Origin of the sequence: Methanosarcina sp. UBA289, from assembly GCA_002496565.1 — an archaeon.
Taxonomy (GTDB): domain Archaea; phylum Halobacteriota; class Methanosarcinia; order Methanosarcinales; family Methanosarcinaceae; genus Methanosarcina.
The window spans coordinates 1-18,564 of sequence record DAKJ01000028.1 but is presented as its reverse complement, the minus strand read 5'-3'; the positions used below and the strand labels follow the sequence as shown (position 1 = coordinate 18,564).

Genomic DNA, 18,564 nt, shown 5'->3' with positions numbered 1-18,564 from the left:
CTATTTTTTCTGTAGCTTTTTCTAGAGTTTCAATTTCAGAGATTAGTATGAAATTAAAGATCGAATTGTAATCTAACTTATTGAGTTTTGTGGCATAATTGTATAGTTTCACAATAGTTTTATTAGTTAAATATTCAACCCGAAATAGATAATGCTCGCAAGAATCAATCATAAATATGATCATACCTATCATAAGTTGATACAAACAGAGGCCTGATTAACTGCCTGACATATCTGACCATTTAATTTGATTATTTAATTCACTGCTTTAACAATGAGCAAACAAAAACCTGTCTGACTAAATCTGCTTCTCTTTTATAGAAGCTATAAGAAATTGATAGAAATTATAAGCAAAAGAATTATGAAGGTGACCCCAGGATGCATAAGACACTTAATCTGGAAGAATTAGTTGCCGCAAAGCAACTTGAGAAAGAAAAGGACAAAGAATGCGGTGATCTGAAAATTGAAGAACTTTATGACCTTATAATCCCTCCAGGCACCGTTGTGTCTATTATTTACGACATTGTTGAAGAGTTCGGACTTGAGCCTGTAACTAGGAAGATGTTCGTAGGCGTAGCAAACAGTGAAGAAAGAGAACTACTGGTTCTCCGTGGTCCTCTGGAAAAGGTTCAGGCTGCTGAGAAATTCCTCTATGAAGAAATGAAAGCCTGGATAGAAGGCCAGTAACCCGTTAAATTTTCTAAATTCGGTTAAATCTCAAGTAATCACTTTAAGCTTTCTCAATCCGGTTAAATTTCTTCAGGCCAGTAACCTGGAGAACAAAAAATTCCGGATTGAAAAAAACAATAAATTAATCTTTTTTGAAGAAAACGCGGAGATAAACTTAAAGAATTAAATTTTAAAAGATTAAACTTAAAAGATTAAATGTCAAAAGGTAAAAACGTCATGAGATAAAAGGTATTAAAAAGAAAATACGGGCAGGAAGGTTCCGATTATTCGGAACATATGCCTGTAATGCTTTCCCTTGAGAAATCAAATACCGTAACTCTATCTGTTTTATCATACATATCGAGTTTAGAGCCAGCTTCAATTTTTCCGATAATGGCAGCTGTAAGCCCAGCTTCTTCAAAAACCTTTATGCATTCTTCGGCCTTTTCCGGATCTGCAGTAAATACGTAGCCTGTTCCGGGGTGTACTTTTAGCCATTGCTCAAAATCCACGTTGTCAGATTTCGGGATTTTTTCAAGGTCTACAGCTGCGCCAACTCTGCTTGTTTCACAAAGCATCCCAAGTGTCCCTATAAGTCCGGGATTACTTATGTCTTTACCTGCAGTAGCAAGTTTTCGTGTCGCAATTTCCTGGGTTACAAGATAGCTCTGCCTGATCACTGCCGGGGCTTTAAACGATGTAGTATCCCAGCTATAAGGTGAATTTGGCCCTATTTTCCCATCCATATCGTAAGCTGCAATAACAAAGTCTCCGGGTCGAGCGGTATCACTCCGGATAACACAATCTTTCTTCACTATCCCGATAATAGCAACGGAAATGGAATTATACTCAGTATCAGGATGGACGTGCCCGCCTACAACCGGAACCCCGAACTTCCTGACCCCTTCAGCCAGACCTTCCATGAGTTCCTTACAGGCAATCTCGGAGTTCGAGGAAGCGATATCTACCATAGCAAGAGGCTTACCTCCCATTGCTGCAATATCGTTTACATTAACGACTACGGCTCCATAGCCTGCCCACCAAGGACTGGCATCCAGTAGCCTTCCCCAAATACCATCTGCTGCAAAGAGGATAACATCGTCTCCTCCGATATCGATAACTGCCGCATCGTCTCCAAAATCAACGATCGCGTTCTGATACTCTGGACGGACGGCTTCGAAAATAGAAACAATGTCCTCAATCTGCTTTTTTCGGGTAACCCCTTCGAAGTTTTTTATCCTTTCTGCGAGCTCTTCAAGGTTCAATGTCAAGCTTCCTTTTGTTTTTAAATAAATAAAACTATTACAGTAGTATAAATAAGAATATTTTAATATAGTATGATATGAGAATTTCAATTGTATAAATACAAGTATGACAATAAACACATATAAGTAATCAGTAGTACGAATATGGAAATATATCAGTAATACAGATAAATATCAGTAATACAGATAACCTTATTAGTAAGCTATCGATAACCTCAGATAGATTACGAACCTTCTCCTGTGAAAGAATCCTGAGATATTTTGTGAGTACATATTCCGTTAATCCTTTATCTTTTTTATTCTTGTTTTACAAAAAAGAAGCGACAGCTTTTTATTAAATATATCTATCCTATTAAGGCAATCTAATACAATTTCTAATATATAAAAATTATATACTAATAAAAAGGATTGACAAAAATGGTAGCGAAAGTTGATGCCGATTCCTGTACAGGCTGTGGAACTTGTGTAGATGAATGCCCAGCAGCTGCAATTTCTCTCAATGATGATATTGCAGTTGTTGATGAAAACGAATGCCTTGATTGCGGTGCATGTGAAGACGCCTGCCCAAACAACGCAATCACAATTGAATAATATTATAAGTAGAATTTAAGGCACGTTTTTAAAATGGATATGAGAAGCGGAGTAACTCTACTCCGTCTTTTCATTTGATCCTGAACTCTTAGTTAAAAGTGTTTTTCAATTCTGGAGCTAAAAATTACTCCTCCTATTGGAATGTAATTCTTAGACTAAAAATCCCTGCTTATTTCAAGATTTTTGCTTTCCGTTTTCCTTAAGGATTTTTCTTGCTCTTTCAATATCCTCTTTTGTCTGGATTTTTATTAGTTTTCTGCGCTCTTCGCTCATCTGCGACATATCCTGAGCAAGGAGTCCGTAAGCATCAGCTCTGCACTGCCTGCAGTGGCGCATCTGCAAGACATAAGGTTCACACGCCTGCTGGGCAGCTTTTCTTTCTTCTGCAGTAGGTGGCTCAATGTTTGCAAAAGCTCCCTGGTTAATAAGGGGCATGATATTCATTATATAGACCCCAAGTTCATTGACTTTTCTGGCAATCTCAACCACATGTTTGTCATTAATGCCAGGGATGAGCACGGTATTTACTTTGACTACAATTCCTGCGTCTACAGCTGCTTTGATGCCCTCAAGCTGGTTCTTTATTTGGATTTTCGCGCCTTCGATTCCCTTGTAGATCTTTCCATGATAAACTACATGATCCACGATTTTTGCCTGAATCTCTGGGTCGATTGCGTTCAGTGTTACCGTTAATGTAGAGACTCCTACGCGCAAAATGTCATCCAGCTTTTCAGGAAGCAGGACCCCGTTTGTACTCATACATAGTGTAAGTTCCGGAAACTCGTTTTTTATCAGTTCAAAGGTCTCAAAGGTCTCTTTATTGGCAAGAGGGTCACCAGGGCCTGCAATTCCGACAACCTTGATAAAAGGATAGTCTTTTAGGACCTGCCTTGTCTTTTCAAGGGCTTCCTGCGGAGTAAGAACCTTACTTGTAACCCCTGGGCGGCTTTCATTTACGCAGTCAAACTCCCTGACGCAGAAATTACATTGGATATTACATGAAGGAGCCACAGCCAGGTGAATCCTCCCGTACTTATGCTGGGCTTTCCTGTCATAGCAGGGATGGTCGGCAATTTTTCTCAGGAGCTCCTCTTCAAATTTGGGGCTGTTGATCTCAGTTATAGGATTGTTTTCTTCTGGCAAATATGTTCTCCTCCGTTCGGAGTTTAAAAATATAATAGAACCTCAGTACAGGGGATTTCAGGATGTCTACCCCAATTTACGATGCACCACTTGATATACATTTTGAATCATTCTGGAATCTAGGAGAATTTTAGTATCCTTCCTTAGGTTCCTGCAGTTTCAAAATTAATATTCATATTAAAATATCTTTAAACATATAAAAACCCAGCATAAGATAACAATTTCAATGAATTAATATCTCAATGAACTCAAATCTCAAAGAAATTTCCGGAAAAAGTTGCGGGAATGATTATAAATATTCTAAAAATTCTCAGGATAAACATCTTCAGTTTTCTTTATTCAGAGAAATTGTCCATTTCGCACCATTTGCCTTCCCCTTCCCAAACCCTGACCTGAAGCGGAAAGCCAAATCTCTCCAGTAGGCGGGAGTGAATATGCTGGCAGAGGTGTTCGGAACTTGGAAATTCAAGGATTTCATTTAACAGGATGTGGTCGTATTCTTTAAGAGTTTCCTTGATTCCCTTCTTCAGATCGTAAAAGTCGATGACCATTCCGTTTTCCCTGACATCCCCTTTTACCAAGACCTCAATTTTATAAGTATGACCGTGTACTCTTCCGCATTTTCCGTGCCCCGGAAGGTAATGTGCACTATCAATGTAGTCAATAACGCCTAATCTCATTTTTGTCATCTGAACACTCCGTTTTCAATAAAATGTTTTTCAAGCTTTTATTTCGGCACTTCAGTGCGTTCTTTGTTTTCTTTAATTCCGATTATAGACAACCCCACATCCTGTGAGTCTGGGGGATAACTCGTGTGTCTATGATTTCAAGCAGGTTTTTCTGCAGTCCCATAATATTCTGTACGGATGCCTGTATAGATTGCGGATTCATTACATCGCGTCCAATAGGGGTTTCAGGCTGGAGGATTACACAGGATACGTAAGGGGCTATAGCTTCCACGGCTGGAGTTACAGTTTCTAATTCTGTGTTGCTATCTACAACAATCTTGCAAAAGCAATCCCTTGAATGGTTTGTTCTCAGCAGCCTGAAGCACTCTACAGTATTTTCCATATGTGCTTCCCGGGCTTCAGATCCGATACCACGGAGTGATTCGGGAAGTTTGAAATCTCCAGACACGTAAGTTACCTTTTCAGTAAGCTTTCTGGCCTGCTCAGGAAGGGTCATATTGGACTCAAGGTAAAGCGGGGAGTCCAGATTCAGCTTCTCTATGAAATCCGCATGCAGAAGAGGTTCTCCTCCAGTCAGGGAGACTGAATGGAGCTTTTTGAAAGGCTTCAGTATAGCTTCGAGCTGGCCGATACTCACAGGGTTTTTGATTTTCTCAAAACTTCCGCTCCCTTCAACCTGTTCATAATCACATGTTCCGGGGTTTGCAAAGTCCGTATCACAGTAATTGCAATTGAGGTTGCAGCCAGAAAAGCGGACAAAAGCCTGCCTTGCTCCTACATACGGACCTTCTCCCTGCACAGAACAGAAAACCTCCCTTATAGGGGCCAACATAAAATCCGAAGCTGCCATTATACAACCCCCAGAGGCCTGGATTTTCTCAGGTCTTTTTCTATATCTTCAAACTCGCGGACGTAGGCTTCTCCTACTACCTGCATGAAGCTTGCAACCATTTTGTCTTCTCCTATCCCGGCCTCTTTCAGATTTCCGTATATGTCGTGAGAGACATTGATACCGAAGTGGATCTTCTGGGAAACTGCAGAGGTACTGGCAATCGAGACTGTCAGTTTCTTTCCGTTCAGGAAAAGATCATCTCCTTCCCGTGTTGTCTTCACCCCGAGATCTGCAAGATGTTCTCTTACAAGGGCTGTAAAAAGACGTTGCCGCGCATAGATAAGTTTAAGGTTCGTAGAATCAAAGTGTTCTATAATGAAACTTACCATATCTTCGGACCAGATTGATTCGTTTGCTCGTCGGTCTTCAAGATCGATCATGTGCTCGATTTTTACGTCGCAGGCTCCTCTAAAAACTACAACCGAGTCTTCCTGAACTCCAAAACTGTTGTAGGCCCAGAGAGAGGAAATCTGGCTCCCGTCATAATCAAATTTCTCAGGTAAAACAATGCATTTCATAGGATTCTCTCTGCAAGTTTTTCTGTAATTCTTTAATGTACTTTATCGGCATCTGATCTGAATTTTTTAGATCAGATTCCAAGCCTCTCCAGAAGAGGGTCTTTTACACCTGCGTTCTTAAATGCCCGTGCCCTGCGCACGCAGCTTTCGCATTTTCCGCAGGGAATTTTTCCTCCTTGATAGCAACTCCAGCTGTACTCAAGAGGAGCTTTTGCTTCGAGAGCTCTTCTAACGATTTCGGTTTTTCCAAGTTCAATTAGAGGAGCTAGTATTTTTACCCCATTTTGAGTGGAGTAAGAAAAAGCTCTGTCCATTGCCTGCACGTAGGCAAGAGAATTATCAGGGAAAGTGCCTGCCTCTTCCCCATTAAAGCCTACTACAAGGTAATCACATTCCCTGCTTTCGGCAAAGCTTCCTGTGATATTGAGCATTACCCCATTTCGGTTAGGAACCCAGACAGCTTTTGCTGAGGAGTCTGTAATTTCTGAAGGGGCCGCTTTGTCAATGTCCTCAAGCGATAAGGATGGGACTTCAACATCCCTGTTAACTAGAGAGGTAGAAGTTATTTCCGAAAGCCAGTCCAGTTTTATGATCCTGTGTTCAATTCCGAAATATTCGCATACCTTTTGTGAGTACTCAATTTCCCTCTCTCTTGCCCTCTGTCCATAATCAAAAGTAATAGCCATCTCAATGTCAAGATCTTCCGCTGCGATTGCAAGAGCCGCAACTGAATCAAGCCCGCTACTCAGGAGGGTTATAGCTTTCATTTTTAATCACTAGTTAAACTTTATATAACTCACGAATTAAAATCAAAAGAAATAAAGATTGTTGTCAAATCTCAACAGGAAATTTCATTGAGTTTACTTTTTAGGATTACCGAAGTTTATTCTTCAAAGATTATTGGGATATTCTCCAGAGAATACTCCAATAATATTGGCAACTCATATTTAAACGTAGCTGTCTTCTTAATGGGTCTCAAGAATCGGCTTGTGAATATGTGTTGCTCCAGATTCATTCCAAGTGTAAGTGGGAACCGTAGCTCCAATTAAGGTTTAAATTTAAGCCTTAAATTTAAAAACTACTGCTCTAAAACCTAACTCAAAAACTCTACTTATAAAATTTCAATTCTTGGAGAAGGCTCTAAAAAATCTGTTTTACCGAATTCTTTTTAGCAAACAGCACTATATATTGAATAGGGAAAGCTAATCGAAGAGGTGGGAATACTTGATTGGAATTATTTCGGACTCACACGACAACATGAATGCTATCCGGAAAGCGGTAAAACTTTTTAATGAAAAAAAGGTAAAAGCCGTGCTACATGCCGGAGATATCGTTTCTCCATTTACTGCAAGAGCCTTTAAGGAATTGGAGCCAAAACTTTACTTTGTATTCGGAAACAATGATGGAGATAAAGTAACACTTACAAAATGGTTTGAGGAAATAGGAGCTACCTCCTGTGGGAATTTTGGAGATCTGATAATTGACGGACTGCATATTGCCCTTCTTCATGGGACAAATGAGGCCCTGGTCAAAGCGCTTGCCAAATCAGGAGATTTTGATGTAGTAGTCCGGGGTCATACCCATGATCCAGATGTCAAAATAATAGAAGGGGTTCCTGTTATAAATCCAGGGGAATCTTCAGGTGTGCTTTCCGGAAAGTCAACAGTTGCAATACTTGAGATTGCAAACCTTAATGTTGAGATAATGCAGCTTGACTTTGACTGATTTTATTTCTTTCGTATTTTTTAACGTGCTTGGACTCTTTTGGTACTTTTGACTTGGTGAACCAATTATAGTTACCTGGGGATAATATCGGGATATAATAAGTTCTCGCGTAGTTTCTATTTCAACCTTGTCTGAAAAATTTCTTATTAAAGAGGGTTGTTAACTCAGAAAGATTGCATATCCTATTAAAGGTTGTAACATCCATGGAATCTGCAATATTCACTACCATTATTAATATTTTATATGATTGAAGGTTTAATGCTATTGATTTATTAGGTCAATCACCTTAAGTAATACATATTTTGAACCATATAGTTTTGAACCATATAATTTTGAACCGATAAACATAAAAAAATAAAATGATGGTCTTAACCTTATCGTGATTTCAATATTACAACAGAAATATCTGAAAATTTAAAACATTGTTTGCTTTAGATTTAACAATATTTCTTTAGATATGCGGAGTGTACAGCTTTATGGAAGACTTAATAATTTATTTACTGATTGGTGCTGCAGCAGGTATTTTAAGCGGATTATTTGGGATTGGTGGTGGGGTTATAATTATTCCTGCACTAATCTTTTTACAAGGATTTTCTCAATTAAAGGCACAGGGAACTTCTCTAATCGCACTGCTTCCACCTGTTGGCATACTTGCATTTCTTGAGTATTATAAAAGAGGATATACTGACGTATATGCAGGTATAGTCATCTGTATTGCTATGGTTATTAGTGCCAAATTCGGAGCACAATTAGCAAACATGCTTCCACTTGAGGTATTAAGGAAGGCTTTCGGCATATTTGTTATTTTAGTAGGAATAAAAACTTATTTGGGAAAATAAGAATTTTAATACTTACTAAGAGTGTCAGTAATTATTCAACTTAGACAAGATTGGCCTATTAATTTTGATTCAACATAAATCGGAAAAATGGTGATAAAACCCCGGTAAACTATACCCTCATAATTTGTAGGAACCTCTGAAGCCTTGCAGCCCCAGAGCTCCTGAAAAAGGAATAAAATTAATATGAAGAGTATTTTTTCTTCGCAGTTCGTGTATCTCTCGTATAATCTCTTCTATTCGTATTGCGAGAATCACTTTGAGAATCATTCCGAGAATCATTCCGAGAATCATTCCGATAGCCGTTACGAGTGCCACTGCGATATTCGCCAGCATTCTTTGAGCTTCTTCCCTTTGATTTCTGGGCAAGTTCCACAAAGGGCTTTCGGCCTCTCTTTTTGTCTTTGAAGATTTCGAGCAAGGCTGAAGCCTGGGCAAAGGGTAAGGTTACGAAGGAAAAGTGAGGGAAAATTTCTGCATCCCTTATTTTCAGGTCGCTTTCTCCTGTTTCTTCCTGTAGGAACTCGCACAGCTTCTCAGGAGTCATGCCGTCGGCTTTCCCAATTGCGATAAAAAGCCTGGTTTTGCCTTTCCGATCGACATATGAACTTCCGGAAATCTCTGCATACATGCTTTCATCGAACATTTCCTTAAAAGAATACTTCAGGAGAGCAGCCAGGATCTTTTCAGCTGGGTATTCCTCAAGAAGCTTTTCACTCATCTCAAGGCAGTCGCCATATTCCTCTGATTTTATAGTCTCCTCGAGTTCGGCTTTTACTCTTGCCCTCTTGGCTTTTATTACATCTTTTATCTCGGGAATCCGCCCTCTCTTCATTTCGGACTTTGATGTCTTTTTTATGTAGGTGAGCCGCCTGTATTCCGTGGATGTAACAAAAGTGATTGCAGTTCCCTGCTTTCCTGCTCGACCTGTTCTTCCTATCCTGTGCACGTAGGATTCAGGGTCTTGAGGCAGGGAATAGTTGATTACATGGGTCAGATCCATGATATCGATACCCCGAGCTGCAACATCGGTTGCTGCGAGGATGTTTATTTTTTGTTTTCTGAACCTGTTAAGAATTTTCTCCCTTTCATGCTGGGAAAGGTCGCCGTGCAGGGCATCGGCTGCATAACCCCGATCTCCAAGCTTCTGGGCGAGCTGGGCAGTATCAGTTTTTGTTCTGCAGAATACAAGCCCGTAGAATTCATCTTCAATATCGATAATTCTGCACAGAGCTTCGAATTTGTCATTTTCCCGGACTTCGAAATAAATCTGCTCGGTGAGGTTTGCATCAAGCTCTTCTTTATCAATGGCAACATGCTCATAATTCTTCATATATTTCTTGATGATCCCAAGGATCGGTTTTGGCATTGTAGCTGAAAAGAAAAGCATTCGCTTATCAGGCCCGGTTGCCTTTAGAATTTCCTTAATATCGTCAATAAAGCCCATGTTAAGCATTTCGTCGGCTTCATCTAGCACAAAATATCCAATGTCCTCAAGGTTCAAACTCTTCCTCTCAAGGTGGTCAATGACCCTTCCCGGAGTTCCCACAACGATGTCAACTCCACTTTTCAGCATCCTGAGCTGCTGGGTCATGGACTGTCCCCCATAAATTGGAACGATGTGCAACTTCTTATCCCCTTTCAGGGAATTGAGTTCTTCTGAAACCTGGATTGCCAGTTCTCTAGTAGGGGTCAGGACTATTGCCTGCACCTTTCCTGATTTCTCCGGAATTTTTTCTATAATGGGGGCTCCGAAAGCCGTTGTTTTCCCGGTTCCTGTCTGAGCTTGCCCTATAATATCACATTCTCCTTTCAAAAAAAGCGGGATGACCTTTTCCTGAATTGGGGTTGGTTCTTCAAACCCTTTCTTTTTTAGGGCTTTTAACGTACTGTCTGAAAGCCCCAATGCCTTAAATTTTGCTAGTTTTTCCATGTACTCACTCAAATATTGACAATTTTTACAGATCGTGCAACTTGCAGGTCTGCTACATATATACTCTGCCGCATACCCGGCAGTATCCTTTGCGGAAGAGGCCACTTATCAAAACCGGTACATGATACCAGCTAAAAACAGGTAAACACGCCGTATAAATGGTTAATATCCCCGGGAATGCGAGAAGGTGCCTAAGGACCAGGGAAATTCAAACCGATATACATAAAACTTATACAGCAAAATTAGATTTTCTTGGATAAGTTCCGGACGCTTTTTTGAGTTCTTCCCTGTGATACAGGCAGACTGAATTATTAGATTAAATAATATTAGATTAAATAACCTTTAACTTGAATAGTAACCCTGTACTCTTTTTCCTATATATAACTCTTTGCTACCCTTTTAGTGAGATCTTTAATAATAAAAGCTTTCATTATCCGGAAAAACCCTTAAATCATACACTGCCAATTTTCAGAAAATTTGACTTATAGGTAGTAATTGCCTTAGATGTATGGGCAGTAATTACAATACAGATCGCAGTTGCAGATTTAATAGAATGCTTAGAATTACAGCCAGTGCTTAAAGATAAAATAAGGCTTCAGATAGGACTTTTTGGACAAGAATGAATAAAGTTTATGATACTAGCTATTCATTAGTACCAGCCATGAAAACAAAGTTCATCGGTCAACATCTCTTTAAGAAGGTTCAGTCTATCGATTGAATTTCTGATCTGTTCAGGCTTGTCCATAATTTCTTCACACCCGGTTTCTTCCTGGATTGTTGTGATCCTCAAAAGTTCGGCAAAATTAACGCACTCATCCAGAAAGCTGTTGAACAGCTTGCGGGCCTTTACAAGATCACCCGAAGTCCTGAAGTCAGGCTGGACAGTTTTTTCGTACTCTGCTCTCTGTTTCATTTCTGATACCAAGAGGCGCGACTCGACATAATCCCTAGCATTTAGAAGATCCCCGAGCTTCCTGATATCAGTCCCTACATGCTGAGTAAAGTAAGCAATTTCAAAAGCCCACTGTTTATCAAAATTAATCTCCGGACCTGTATTGGGAAAAGGAAGTCTACTCGTTAACCAGCATCTCCTGTTCATCTTTTCATTCTTTCAATATTAACATGCTAGAGGAAAGAATAAAAGCTTAACTAATTTTCTGGCTCTTAATAGTTTTTCTGGAATTTTACCTGAGTAATCATCGGATTCCTTACTCTCACTCAGTTCCTATATTGTTTGTAATTTCTATTAATTCCAGAAATTTCCGAATAAGGTCTGACTTGAGGCAACTTTCTTAGTCTCCTGACATGTATAGGGATATGTTTTAATATTGTCATGTTGATTTTTTTCTTAAAAGGGGTTGGGTAAAATGCAACTGGAATACAGCGTCAGAGGAGCAAAACTTTCGGATCTGCATAAAATCATGGTACTTTATAAGGCTGTTGCATCCCACTCAAGCGGGATCGCAAGGCAAGCCGATGAGGTCACTGAAGCTTATGTCCGAAACTTTATTGAGAGATGTCATGAGACAGGAATCATTCTGACAATTGAAGATCCTTCAAATCCTGAATTCCTGATCGCGGAAGTTCACACTTGCAGCCCGGGTATAAGGGTTTTTTCGCATCTTTTCAGTGACCTTACAATAGCTGTGCATCCAGACTATCAGGGTAAAGGGATAGGATCATTGCTCTTTCGAACCCTTTTTAAAGAAATAAAATCAAAGCATCCTGAGATCCTCAGAGTTGAACTCATTGCAAAGGAAAGCAATCAAAAAGCCATAAGATTTTACAAAAAATTTGGTTTCAGGGCTGAAGGTAGGCTTGAAAAGCGAATTTCTGGCAAAGCCGGAGAACTGGAAGCTGACATTCCTATGGCCTGGATTCGGCAGGAATGAAGACACTTTTTAAGGAAAATAAACAAAGTTAAACTTTCTAATTAAGAGTTTTTATAACTGTTTCCTAGTTAAAAATTAATGAGCTAGAAAAGGTAGATTCCCGAATCCATTGCCATTACTATGCTCATAGCAGCTATTTCTCAGATTAGCTGACAAGCGTTTAGAGCAAAAATATTTACGATATTATCTTAAAAAGTACTCGTAAAGCACGAAGAAAAAAAGATGATGCTATGGGGACTGAAGTGGGAACTGAGGTAGAGAGAAGATCTTGTGAGGTAAACAAAGTAAAGAAATCAATAGAAATAGAAATTAAAAGAAAACAATTAAGACACTTTCAAAATCGGCAGTGTTGATAGGTACAGAAATCAATAAAAATAGAAATTAAAAGAAAACTAGAAATTAAGAGAAAACGCTTTTTCTGCCTGAATGGCTTTTTAAAGGAATCCCTCTAGAGGATTCCCTTAGATGCCATACTTAGATCGGAGAACATTAAGTATTGTTTTTCAGTAATAAAAATTGAAAAAAATTAAAAGCAGGATCAAAAAAGAATTAATTAAATATTAAATTCTTATTTTGAAGGTGCTGCTTTTGGAGTATCTACTTTTGGAACCACTATTTTTATAAACTCTTTAGCACCAGTCTTTGCTCTTTCATTAGAGATTGATATACAATCTTTTGGGCACCCATTAACGCATTCAGTGCACATAATGCATCTAAATACATTGAGTTCCCATGTTTTGTCTGCCTTAGTAACTGTTATTGCATCAGGTGGACATTTCTTTTGACATAGTCCGCAGAGAATACAGTTATCAGGGTTGAAAACGATTCTTCCTTTGAACTCTTTAAAAGGTGCCCTTACCTCGAAGGGATAAAGTCTGGTAGCAGGTTTACGAGAAACATTTGCTAATACAAGGTTTAACATGCCCATTAATATCACCCTTCTTTTTATCTTTCAGTGCAGCTAATGCAGGGATCTATAGTAAGTACAACTATAGGCACATCAGCAAGTTTGACGCCTGGTAACATAAGTAACAGTGAAGGTATGTTTGCAAAGGTAGGTGTCCTTACTTTAAGTCTCTCCAGGTTTTTGGTACCATTACCTTTCACATAGTATACAACTTCACCTCTGGGCTGCTCTGCTCTCATAATCGCTTCACCAGTAGGGAAACCCTTTACACGTGTTGCAATCTCACCATCAGGCAGCTTGGAAATTGCATTCCTCACCAGCTTAATAGACTCGTATATTTCATCGATTCTTACTTTGGTTCTGCCGTAGCAATCTCCTTCTTTTTCGGTGGCTGTCTTAAAACCGAGATCCCTGTAGATATCCCAGTCTGCGGTATTTCTCACATCAACAGCATTACCGCTTCCTCTAAGTGTAGGACCAGCAGTTCCTGCCTCATATGCAAGCTGCTTTGACATTACACCTAATCCCACAAGCCTTTTCTTTACGGTGTAATTGTTTACAAACACTTTTTCTATATTTTTGACTTTGGGTTCCAGGTCATCAAGAGTCTTCAGAATCTGATCAATCTGTTCTTTAGTCAAATCTCTGGAAGCTCCTCCAACTTTGGACATGGAGTGTATAACTCTGTTTCCAGTGAATCTCTCTAACAAATCCAGTACATCTTCTCTGTACTTCCAGCACTCATAAAAGAGACTTTCAAATCCGAAACCATCTGCGAACAGGCCAAGCCAGAGAAGGTGACTGTGAATTCTGCAGAGCTCACTATTTATTACTCTTAAATACTGAGCTCTTTCAGGGATTTCGACATCGAATAGTTTTTCGACTGCCCTTGAATAAGTTATACCGTGGATGCCACTGCAGATTCCACAAATTCTTTCGCAGATGTACATCGTTTGGTTGTAGTCCTTTGTGTCTATGAATTTCTCAAGCCCTCTGTGTACATAACCCAGTGAGGGAAGTACTCCAACAACAACATCGTTGTCAATCTCGAGTTTTAGCGAAACTGGTTCGGGTAAAACGGGGTGCTGAGGACCAAAAGGTATTACGGTTGTCATGTGATTCTCCTCTCAAATGCTTTAAGCCAAAGGAGTTTTTGGACTGTTTGGCGTTAAGTAAAGGTGGCCCTTATAGTCGATTGCTAAACCTTCGAAGGTCAATCCGAAGAGATCCTGGTACTCATTCTCAATCAAAAGTGCACATAGGTAAATACCTGATACACTCTTGGGTTTCTCACCGGGTTTTACAAAGTACCTCAGGTGCTTTAGTTTGTCATCTTTCTCGAAGACATATATTAACTCGTGGCCTTCGTTAGCTTTCAGGCATATCATAGTAACGTATCGATAGCCATCACCTTTCATACCCTCAACAGCTTTTAGCACTTCTGGCATGCTTTTAATTTCTGTTATATTTTGAATCACATTATCAGGCATTGGATGGCACCTCGTTTCCTTTCAATTTTACTTCCTTTCCTTTGATATTCCCTTTCTTCTTCTCTTCAAGTATTGAAAGTGCTGCTACTACGCCATCAAGTATGGCTTCAGGCCTTGGGCAGCATCCGGGAACATATGCATCTACAGGTATGACCTGGTCTACTCCACCTATCACATTATAGCAATCGTGGAATATTCCACCTGTAGATGCACAGGCGCCTACAGCTAAAACGACTTTTGGATCAGGAATCTGGTTGTAAATGTTTTTAAGCACATTTACACTTTTATAATTCACTGAGCCTGTAACTACCATTATATCAGCTTGCTTGGGAGTACCGATGTTTAGAACACCGAATCTTTCAGCATCATATAGAGGAGTAAGACAAGCTACTACTTCAATATCACAGCCATTGCAACTGTTCACGTTTACATGTATAATCCATGGGGATTTTGCCAAACTCATAAGTGTCCCTCTTTTTAAGCTAATTGGGCTCCGCTAACGTACAGGAATGCTATGTTCACAATTGAAATTATTAGCAGAACTGACCAACTCAGTTTGAGCATCCACTGCCAGTATACTCTTGCAGTAATGTTGTCTATAACAATTACAAGCAAGTAAGCAATGATACCTATAAGCACACCTATTATTGGGTTTGATGCCCAGAATAAGAATATGAGTCCTGTTAAGAACACGTATTCATAGAAGTGTGCGATTTCAATGGTGGCAAACCCTGGCCCTGAATATTCGGTTGTCATACCTTTAACCAGCTCTTGGTGACCGTGGTGAGAGGTTGAATAGTCAAAGGGTGATTTCTTCAATTTTATATTCAGAACAACTATCATTGCTATGAATATAAGAGGCGTATACATCAGCAGAGGGGATGATTTGTCTAATAGCGCAGATAATTTGAAAGTACCGGTAAGCAAGTAGATTGCAAGAGCATATAAAATTAAAACTGGCTCATAGGACAGTATAGCCATTATTTCCCTTGAACTTCCTACTCTGGCGTATGGAGAACCAGTGCTCATTCCTCCCACAATAAGAGCTACCGAAGCTACTGTGTACACGAAGATTATCATCAAGAAGTCCTGTTCGAAGACTAACATCAATAGGCTCAAAATGATAAAGACCAGGTACACGACTGCGTAAAAGTTTTGAGATGCATTTACAACCATGTTGTCTTTGCTGAGGAGCTTCTTAACATCATAATATGGCTGCAAAAGAGGAGGACCTACTCTACCCTGCAATCTTGCGGTGATTTTCCTGTCAACTCCTGAAGCTAAACAGCCGATGATAGGAGCACCAATTAAAACAAGAACAGCTAATAAAATATTGTTCATAATACTCCTCCTGCCAGTGCAATTACAATAAGAATTATGGAAATCGCGTATCCTAGTGTTGTAAGTTTACTTTCTCCAAAAGTATTCTGGAGATATATGTTAGATACGCTGCTTTTCTCGTAACTGCAAAGCCCATTTCTGAACATCAATCTGTCCCTTTCAAGGTTGTTTTCCCCACACATATAATAGCTAGTCATACGAGGTTTGAACATACTCTTGGTAGCAAGATAGATCAGAATAGCTAGAGCAAGCACTACAAATATTGCTGCATAGGCAAATGCCCCTATTTCAGTGGTAAATTGTCCAGCCTGTCCGGAGATTGTAGGAACAGCTTTGAGCAAAATATTTACCTGAGGTTCAATGAAATAATGGTATATTGAGAATACAAAAATACTTGTAACTACAATGGCTAATCCAAGGAAGGACAGTGGGAAATAAGTTTCCGGTTTTTTATGCGGAACTGCATTTTTGTCCATGCTGGATGATAAGATTGTTCCAAGCCACTTAGCGTAGTAAACTGTAGTGAGTGCACTCCCAAGGATAAGGAAGACTATGACAACAGGGTTGCTTGAAGCAGCTTCCATTGACACCCACTTTGTGAGCAGTACTCCGAAAGGAGGTAAGAGCATGGAGACCATTCCCAGAGCTGCAAGAGTGGTGAGAAGAGGAGCCTTCTTTATTAATCCTGACATGTCCTCGATATCTCTGCTTCCGATAGTGTGCTCAATTTCACCTGTGCACAGGAAGAGGAGAGCTTTTGATATTGCGTGGAACAGGATAAGCATAATCGCAGCAGCTACAGCCAGAGGTGTACCAATTCCGGCGCTTGCGATAATTAATCCAAGGTTTGCAATGGTTGAATATGCAAGTACTCTTTTAGCATTTCTTTGAGATAAGGCTAAAGCTGAACACATAACAAAGGTAAAGCTACCGTAAACTGCGATGGCTGTTCCGAGGGAGGTGTTAGCATAAGCTGGTACAAGCTTGACAATTAAGTAAACACCTGCGTTTACCATCGTGCTTGAGTGAAGTAATGCCGAAACAGGAGTGGGAGCTACCATTGCCCCTAAGAGCCAGCTTTGGAAAGGCATCTGAGCAGATTTTGCAAAGCCTGCAATGCAGAGTAAGGCAACAGGAAGAGCTACAGCAGCAGCAGCAGCGTCAGTTCCGACTCCGGAAAGGGTAGAGATATTGAACTTAGTACTGAGTAAGATGATGGCTATCGAAAAAGTAATTCCACCAACCAGGTTTAAAGCCAGCGCCCTGAAACCGTTGTTTATTCCTTCCTGGTCCATGTTATATGAGATCAACACGAACGAACATAGAGTTGTGATTTCCCAGAAAAGAAACAGCCATCCCAGTGTGTCAACCATTACCAGACCATTCATGGCTGCCAGGAAGAAGCTCATTGTAAAGTAAAATGTCTTTTGTCTGTGCAGATGTCTGTGCTCTTCATAAATATCCATATAACCAGTTGCAAATAATATGATCGCAGTACCGACTATATTAACAATTAATATCATGACCTGAGAAAATTGATCGATATTAAAAGAAGCACCTTCAGCACCTGGAACATTGGCATAAGTGTAAGCAAATAAAGCTGCTGAAATTATTCCTAGTCCAAGTGTAGGCCAGTTTTTATATTTTGCTGAAACAGCAAGAATAAATAGTATTACTAGTACTTCTAGCACAAGGACAATATTTTCCAACATTGGGAAACTTGACTCAGAGACATCAAAGGCTCCAGCACCACCAGTTGGTAAACAATCCAATACTAAAGTAACTGATAAAACTACTCCAATTATGAAGAAAGCCCAAGCAAGAATTTTATATAGAGATTTGGGAAGGGCTACAAATAATAACGAAAACAGTAAGGGTACTAAAATTAATAGCATAACGGTGTTTTCTATCATACAGCGTATCCTCCGATCTATTAATCCTCCGATCTGTTTATTTTCTAACGTACGATGTTGGAATTTGCGCAGCTAAAAAACAGAACCCAATATATAGGACGCTTTTAGAACCTATATTTTATATTCTCGAATGGCATACTATATTGATTTCTCAGCTCAACTGCGCAATCCCTGAGTATATAAGAATATGGACTAATATTCCACAAATATTATAGTATTCTTATATTAAAATCACAAGAGATAATAATATGTGGATAATGTCGAGATAAATTCGACATGTTGCCAATTCTTAATATAACAAAGGCATATTTAAAGATAGTGATTTTCTTTTTAGATTTATATTACTAACGAGAATAATGGACAAAATAGCCCCCAAATATTGTTTTTCTTTTTGATTATATTTCTCGTTATAAATACTACTTAACGCCAACAGATACTACCAAATAATTCCAGTACTACTAAAATAGTATAAAGTAGCATGCACAAAGCTCTATTTAAATATAATGGTTTTAATTTATCACCCTGTTGCTCCCGAGATTTGTTTTTTGAATAGGCTGTAAATATCACAGTTTTTTAAATAAAAATACTAAAATAAAACGATAAAATAATAATTAAATTATTACAATAATTAATATAACAATGTGCTATTTAAATAAAGTGATTTTAACTTTACTTTTATATTAATTATGATTAACAATTTGGTCGTGTCCCTAAGTTATTGAACCGGAACTCTGAAAGTTAATAATTCCTTCAAACTCCA

Annotated in this window: 19 protein-coding genes; 5 read left to right on the top strand and 14 right to left on the bottom strand. The window is 39.2% G+C overall.

From position 1 onward, the window contains the following. The first annotated feature begins 378 nt into the window (after nucleotides 1-378). A complete protein-coding gene (locus tag BP549_RS15170) occupies nucleotides 379-687 on the top strand; it encodes a hypothetical protein (protein ID WP_292371479.1) in 309 nt (102 codons plus the stop codon). A gap of 266 nt (nucleotides 688-953) precedes the next feature. Here the strand turns inward: BP549_RS15170 and BP549_RS15165 are convergent, their stop codons facing one another. Further along, nucleotides 954-1,934 (bottom strand): methanogenesis marker 2 protein, encoded by a 981-nt coding sequence (locus BP549_RS15165; protein WP_292382031.1) that lies wholly within the window; start codon nucleotides 1,932-1,934, stop codon nucleotides 954-956. Between the two features lie 417 nt (nucleotides 1,935-2,351). Here BP549_RS15165 and BP549_RS15160 point away from each other — a divergent pair, with 417 nt between their 5' ends. Then, a complete protein-coding gene (locus tag BP549_RS15160; RefSeq protein ID WP_292382029.1) occupies nucleotides 2,352-2,525 on the top strand; it encodes a 4Fe-4S binding protein in 174 nt (57 codons plus the stop codon). A gap of 174 nt (nucleotides 2,526-2,699) precedes the next feature. Here the strand turns inward: BP549_RS15160 and nifB are convergent, their stop codons facing one another. The 5 genes from nifB to queC form a co-directional block, all read right to left on the bottom strand. Further along, a complete protein-coding gene (nifB, locus tag BP549_RS15155; protein WP_292382027.1) occupies nucleotides 2,700-3,668 on the bottom strand; it encodes a nitrogenase cofactor biosynthesis protein NifB in 969 nt (322 codons plus the stop codon). A 335-nt stretch (nucleotides 3,669-4,003) separates the two neighbouring features. Continuing rightward, nucleotides 4,004-4,357 carry a 6-carboxytetrahydropterin synthase QueD gene (gene queD, locus BP549_RS15150; protein WP_292382026.1) on the bottom strand — a complete coding sequence of 118 codons (354 nt, stop codon included), beginning with the start codon at nucleotides 4,355-4,357 and terminating at the stop codon, nucleotides 4,004-4,006. An 82-nt stretch (nucleotides 4,358-4,439) separates the two neighbouring features. Beyond that, nucleotides 4,440-5,207, bottom strand: a complete 768-nt coding sequence (locus BP549_RS15145) for a 7-carboxy-7-deazaguanine synthase QueE (RefSeq protein ID WP_292382025.1) — start codon at nucleotides 5,205-5,207, stop codon at nucleotides 4,440-4,442. Then, a complete protein-coding gene (locus BP549_RS15140) occupies nucleotides 5,207-5,767 on the bottom strand; it encodes a DUF366 family protein (protein ID WP_292382023.1) in 561 nt (186 codons plus the stop codon). The genes BP549_RS15145 and BP549_RS15140 overlap by 1 nt, the downstream gene beginning before the upstream one ends. A 71-nt stretch (nucleotides 5,768-5,838) precedes the next feature. Next, the gene (gene queC, locus BP549_RS15135) at nucleotides 5,839-6,534 is read right to left on the bottom strand and encodes a 7-cyano-7-deazaguanine synthase QueC (protein WP_292382021.1); all 696 of its coding nucleotides are present in this window, start codon (nucleotides 6,532-6,534) and stop codon (nucleotides 5,839-5,841) included. Between the two features lie 457 nt (nucleotides 6,535-6,991). Between queC and BP549_RS15130 the strand changes: the two genes are divergently transcribed. Further along, on the top strand, nucleotides 6,992-7,492 hold the full coding sequence (locus BP549_RS15130; RefSeq protein ID WP_292382020.1) for a metallophosphoesterase: 501 nt from the start codon (nucleotides 6,992-6,994) through the stop codon (nucleotides 7,490-7,492). 476 nt (nucleotides 7,493-7,968) lie between these two features. Then, nucleotides 7,969-8,331, top strand: coding sequence for a sulfite exporter TauE/SafE family protein (locus BP549_RS15125; RefSeq protein ID WP_292371496.1), 363 nt, complete (start codon nucleotides 7,969-7,971; stop codon nucleotides 8,329-8,331). Between the two features lie 178 nt (nucleotides 8,332-8,509). On the opposite strand, the gene BP549_RS15120 is transcribed toward BP549_RS15125, so the two are convergent. Next, nucleotides 8,510-10,261: a DEAD/DEAH box helicase gene (locus BP549_RS15120; protein ID WP_292382019.1), complete on the bottom strand. Its 1,752-nt coding sequence runs from the start codon at nucleotides 10,259-10,261 to the stop codon at nucleotides 8,510-8,512. A gap of 649 nt (nucleotides 10,262-10,910) precedes the next feature. Then, nucleotides 10,911-11,360: a hypothetical protein gene (locus BP549_RS15115; protein ID WP_292371500.1), complete on the bottom strand. Its 450-nt coding sequence runs from the start codon at nucleotides 11,358-11,360 to the stop codon at nucleotides 10,911-10,913. Nucleotides 11,361-11,628: 268 nt separating this feature from the next. On the opposite strand from BP549_RS15115, the gene BP549_RS15110 reads away from it, so the two are divergent. After that, complete coding sequence (locus tag BP549_RS15110) at nucleotides 11,629-12,153, top strand: GNAT family N-acetyltransferase (protein WP_292382017.1); 525 nt, start codon at nucleotides 11,629-11,631, stop codon at nucleotides 12,151-12,153. A gap of 568 nt (nucleotides 12,154-12,721) precedes the next feature. Here BP549_RS15110 and BP549_RS15105 read toward each other — a convergent pair. Genes BP549_RS15105 through BP549_RS15080 form a run of 6 tightly spaced genes read right to left on the bottom strand, consistent with a single transcriptional unit; the run spans nucleotide 12,722 to nucleotide 17,804 of the window. Continuing rightward, nucleotides 12,722-13,075, bottom strand: coding sequence for a 4Fe-4S dicluster domain-containing protein (locus BP549_RS15105; protein ID WP_292371503.1), 354 nt, complete (start codon nucleotides 13,073-13,075; stop codon nucleotides 12,722-12,724). 23 nt (nucleotides 13,076-13,098) lie between these two features. Further along, on the bottom strand, nucleotides 13,099-14,175 hold the full coding sequence (locus tag BP549_RS15100) for a nickel-dependent hydrogenase large subunit (protein ID WP_292371504.1): 1,077 nt from the start codon (nucleotides 14,173-14,175) through the stop codon (nucleotides 13,099-13,101). 21 nt (nucleotides 14,176-14,196) lie between these two features. Further along, nucleotides 14,197-14,550: an NADH-quinone oxidoreductase subunit C gene (locus tag BP549_RS15095; protein WP_292382016.1), complete on the bottom strand. Its 354-nt coding sequence runs from the start codon at nucleotides 14,548-14,550 to the stop codon at nucleotides 14,197-14,199. Continuing rightward, a complete protein-coding gene (locus BP549_RS15090) occupies nucleotides 14,543-15,013 on the bottom strand; it encodes an NADH-quinone oxidoreductase subunit B family protein (RefSeq protein WP_229396110.1) in 471 nt (156 codons plus the stop codon). The genes BP549_RS15095 and BP549_RS15090 overlap by 8 nt, the downstream gene beginning before the upstream one ends. 14 nt (nucleotides 15,014-15,027) lie before the next feature. Then, nucleotides 15,028-15,891: a respiratory chain complex I subunit 1 family protein gene (locus BP549_RS15085; RefSeq protein WP_292382014.1), complete on the bottom strand. Its 864-nt coding sequence runs from the start codon at nucleotides 15,889-15,891 to the stop codon at nucleotides 15,028-15,030. Beyond that, nucleotides 15,888-17,804 carry an NADH-quinone oxidoreductase subunit L gene (locus BP549_RS15080; RefSeq protein ID WP_292371511.1) on the bottom strand — a complete coding sequence of 639 codons (1,917 nt, stop codon included), beginning with the start codon at nucleotides 17,802-17,804 and terminating at the stop codon, nucleotides 15,888-15,890. The genes BP549_RS15085 and BP549_RS15080 overlap by 4 nt, the downstream gene beginning before the upstream one ends. Nucleotides 17,805-18,564: the final 760 nt, after the last annotated feature.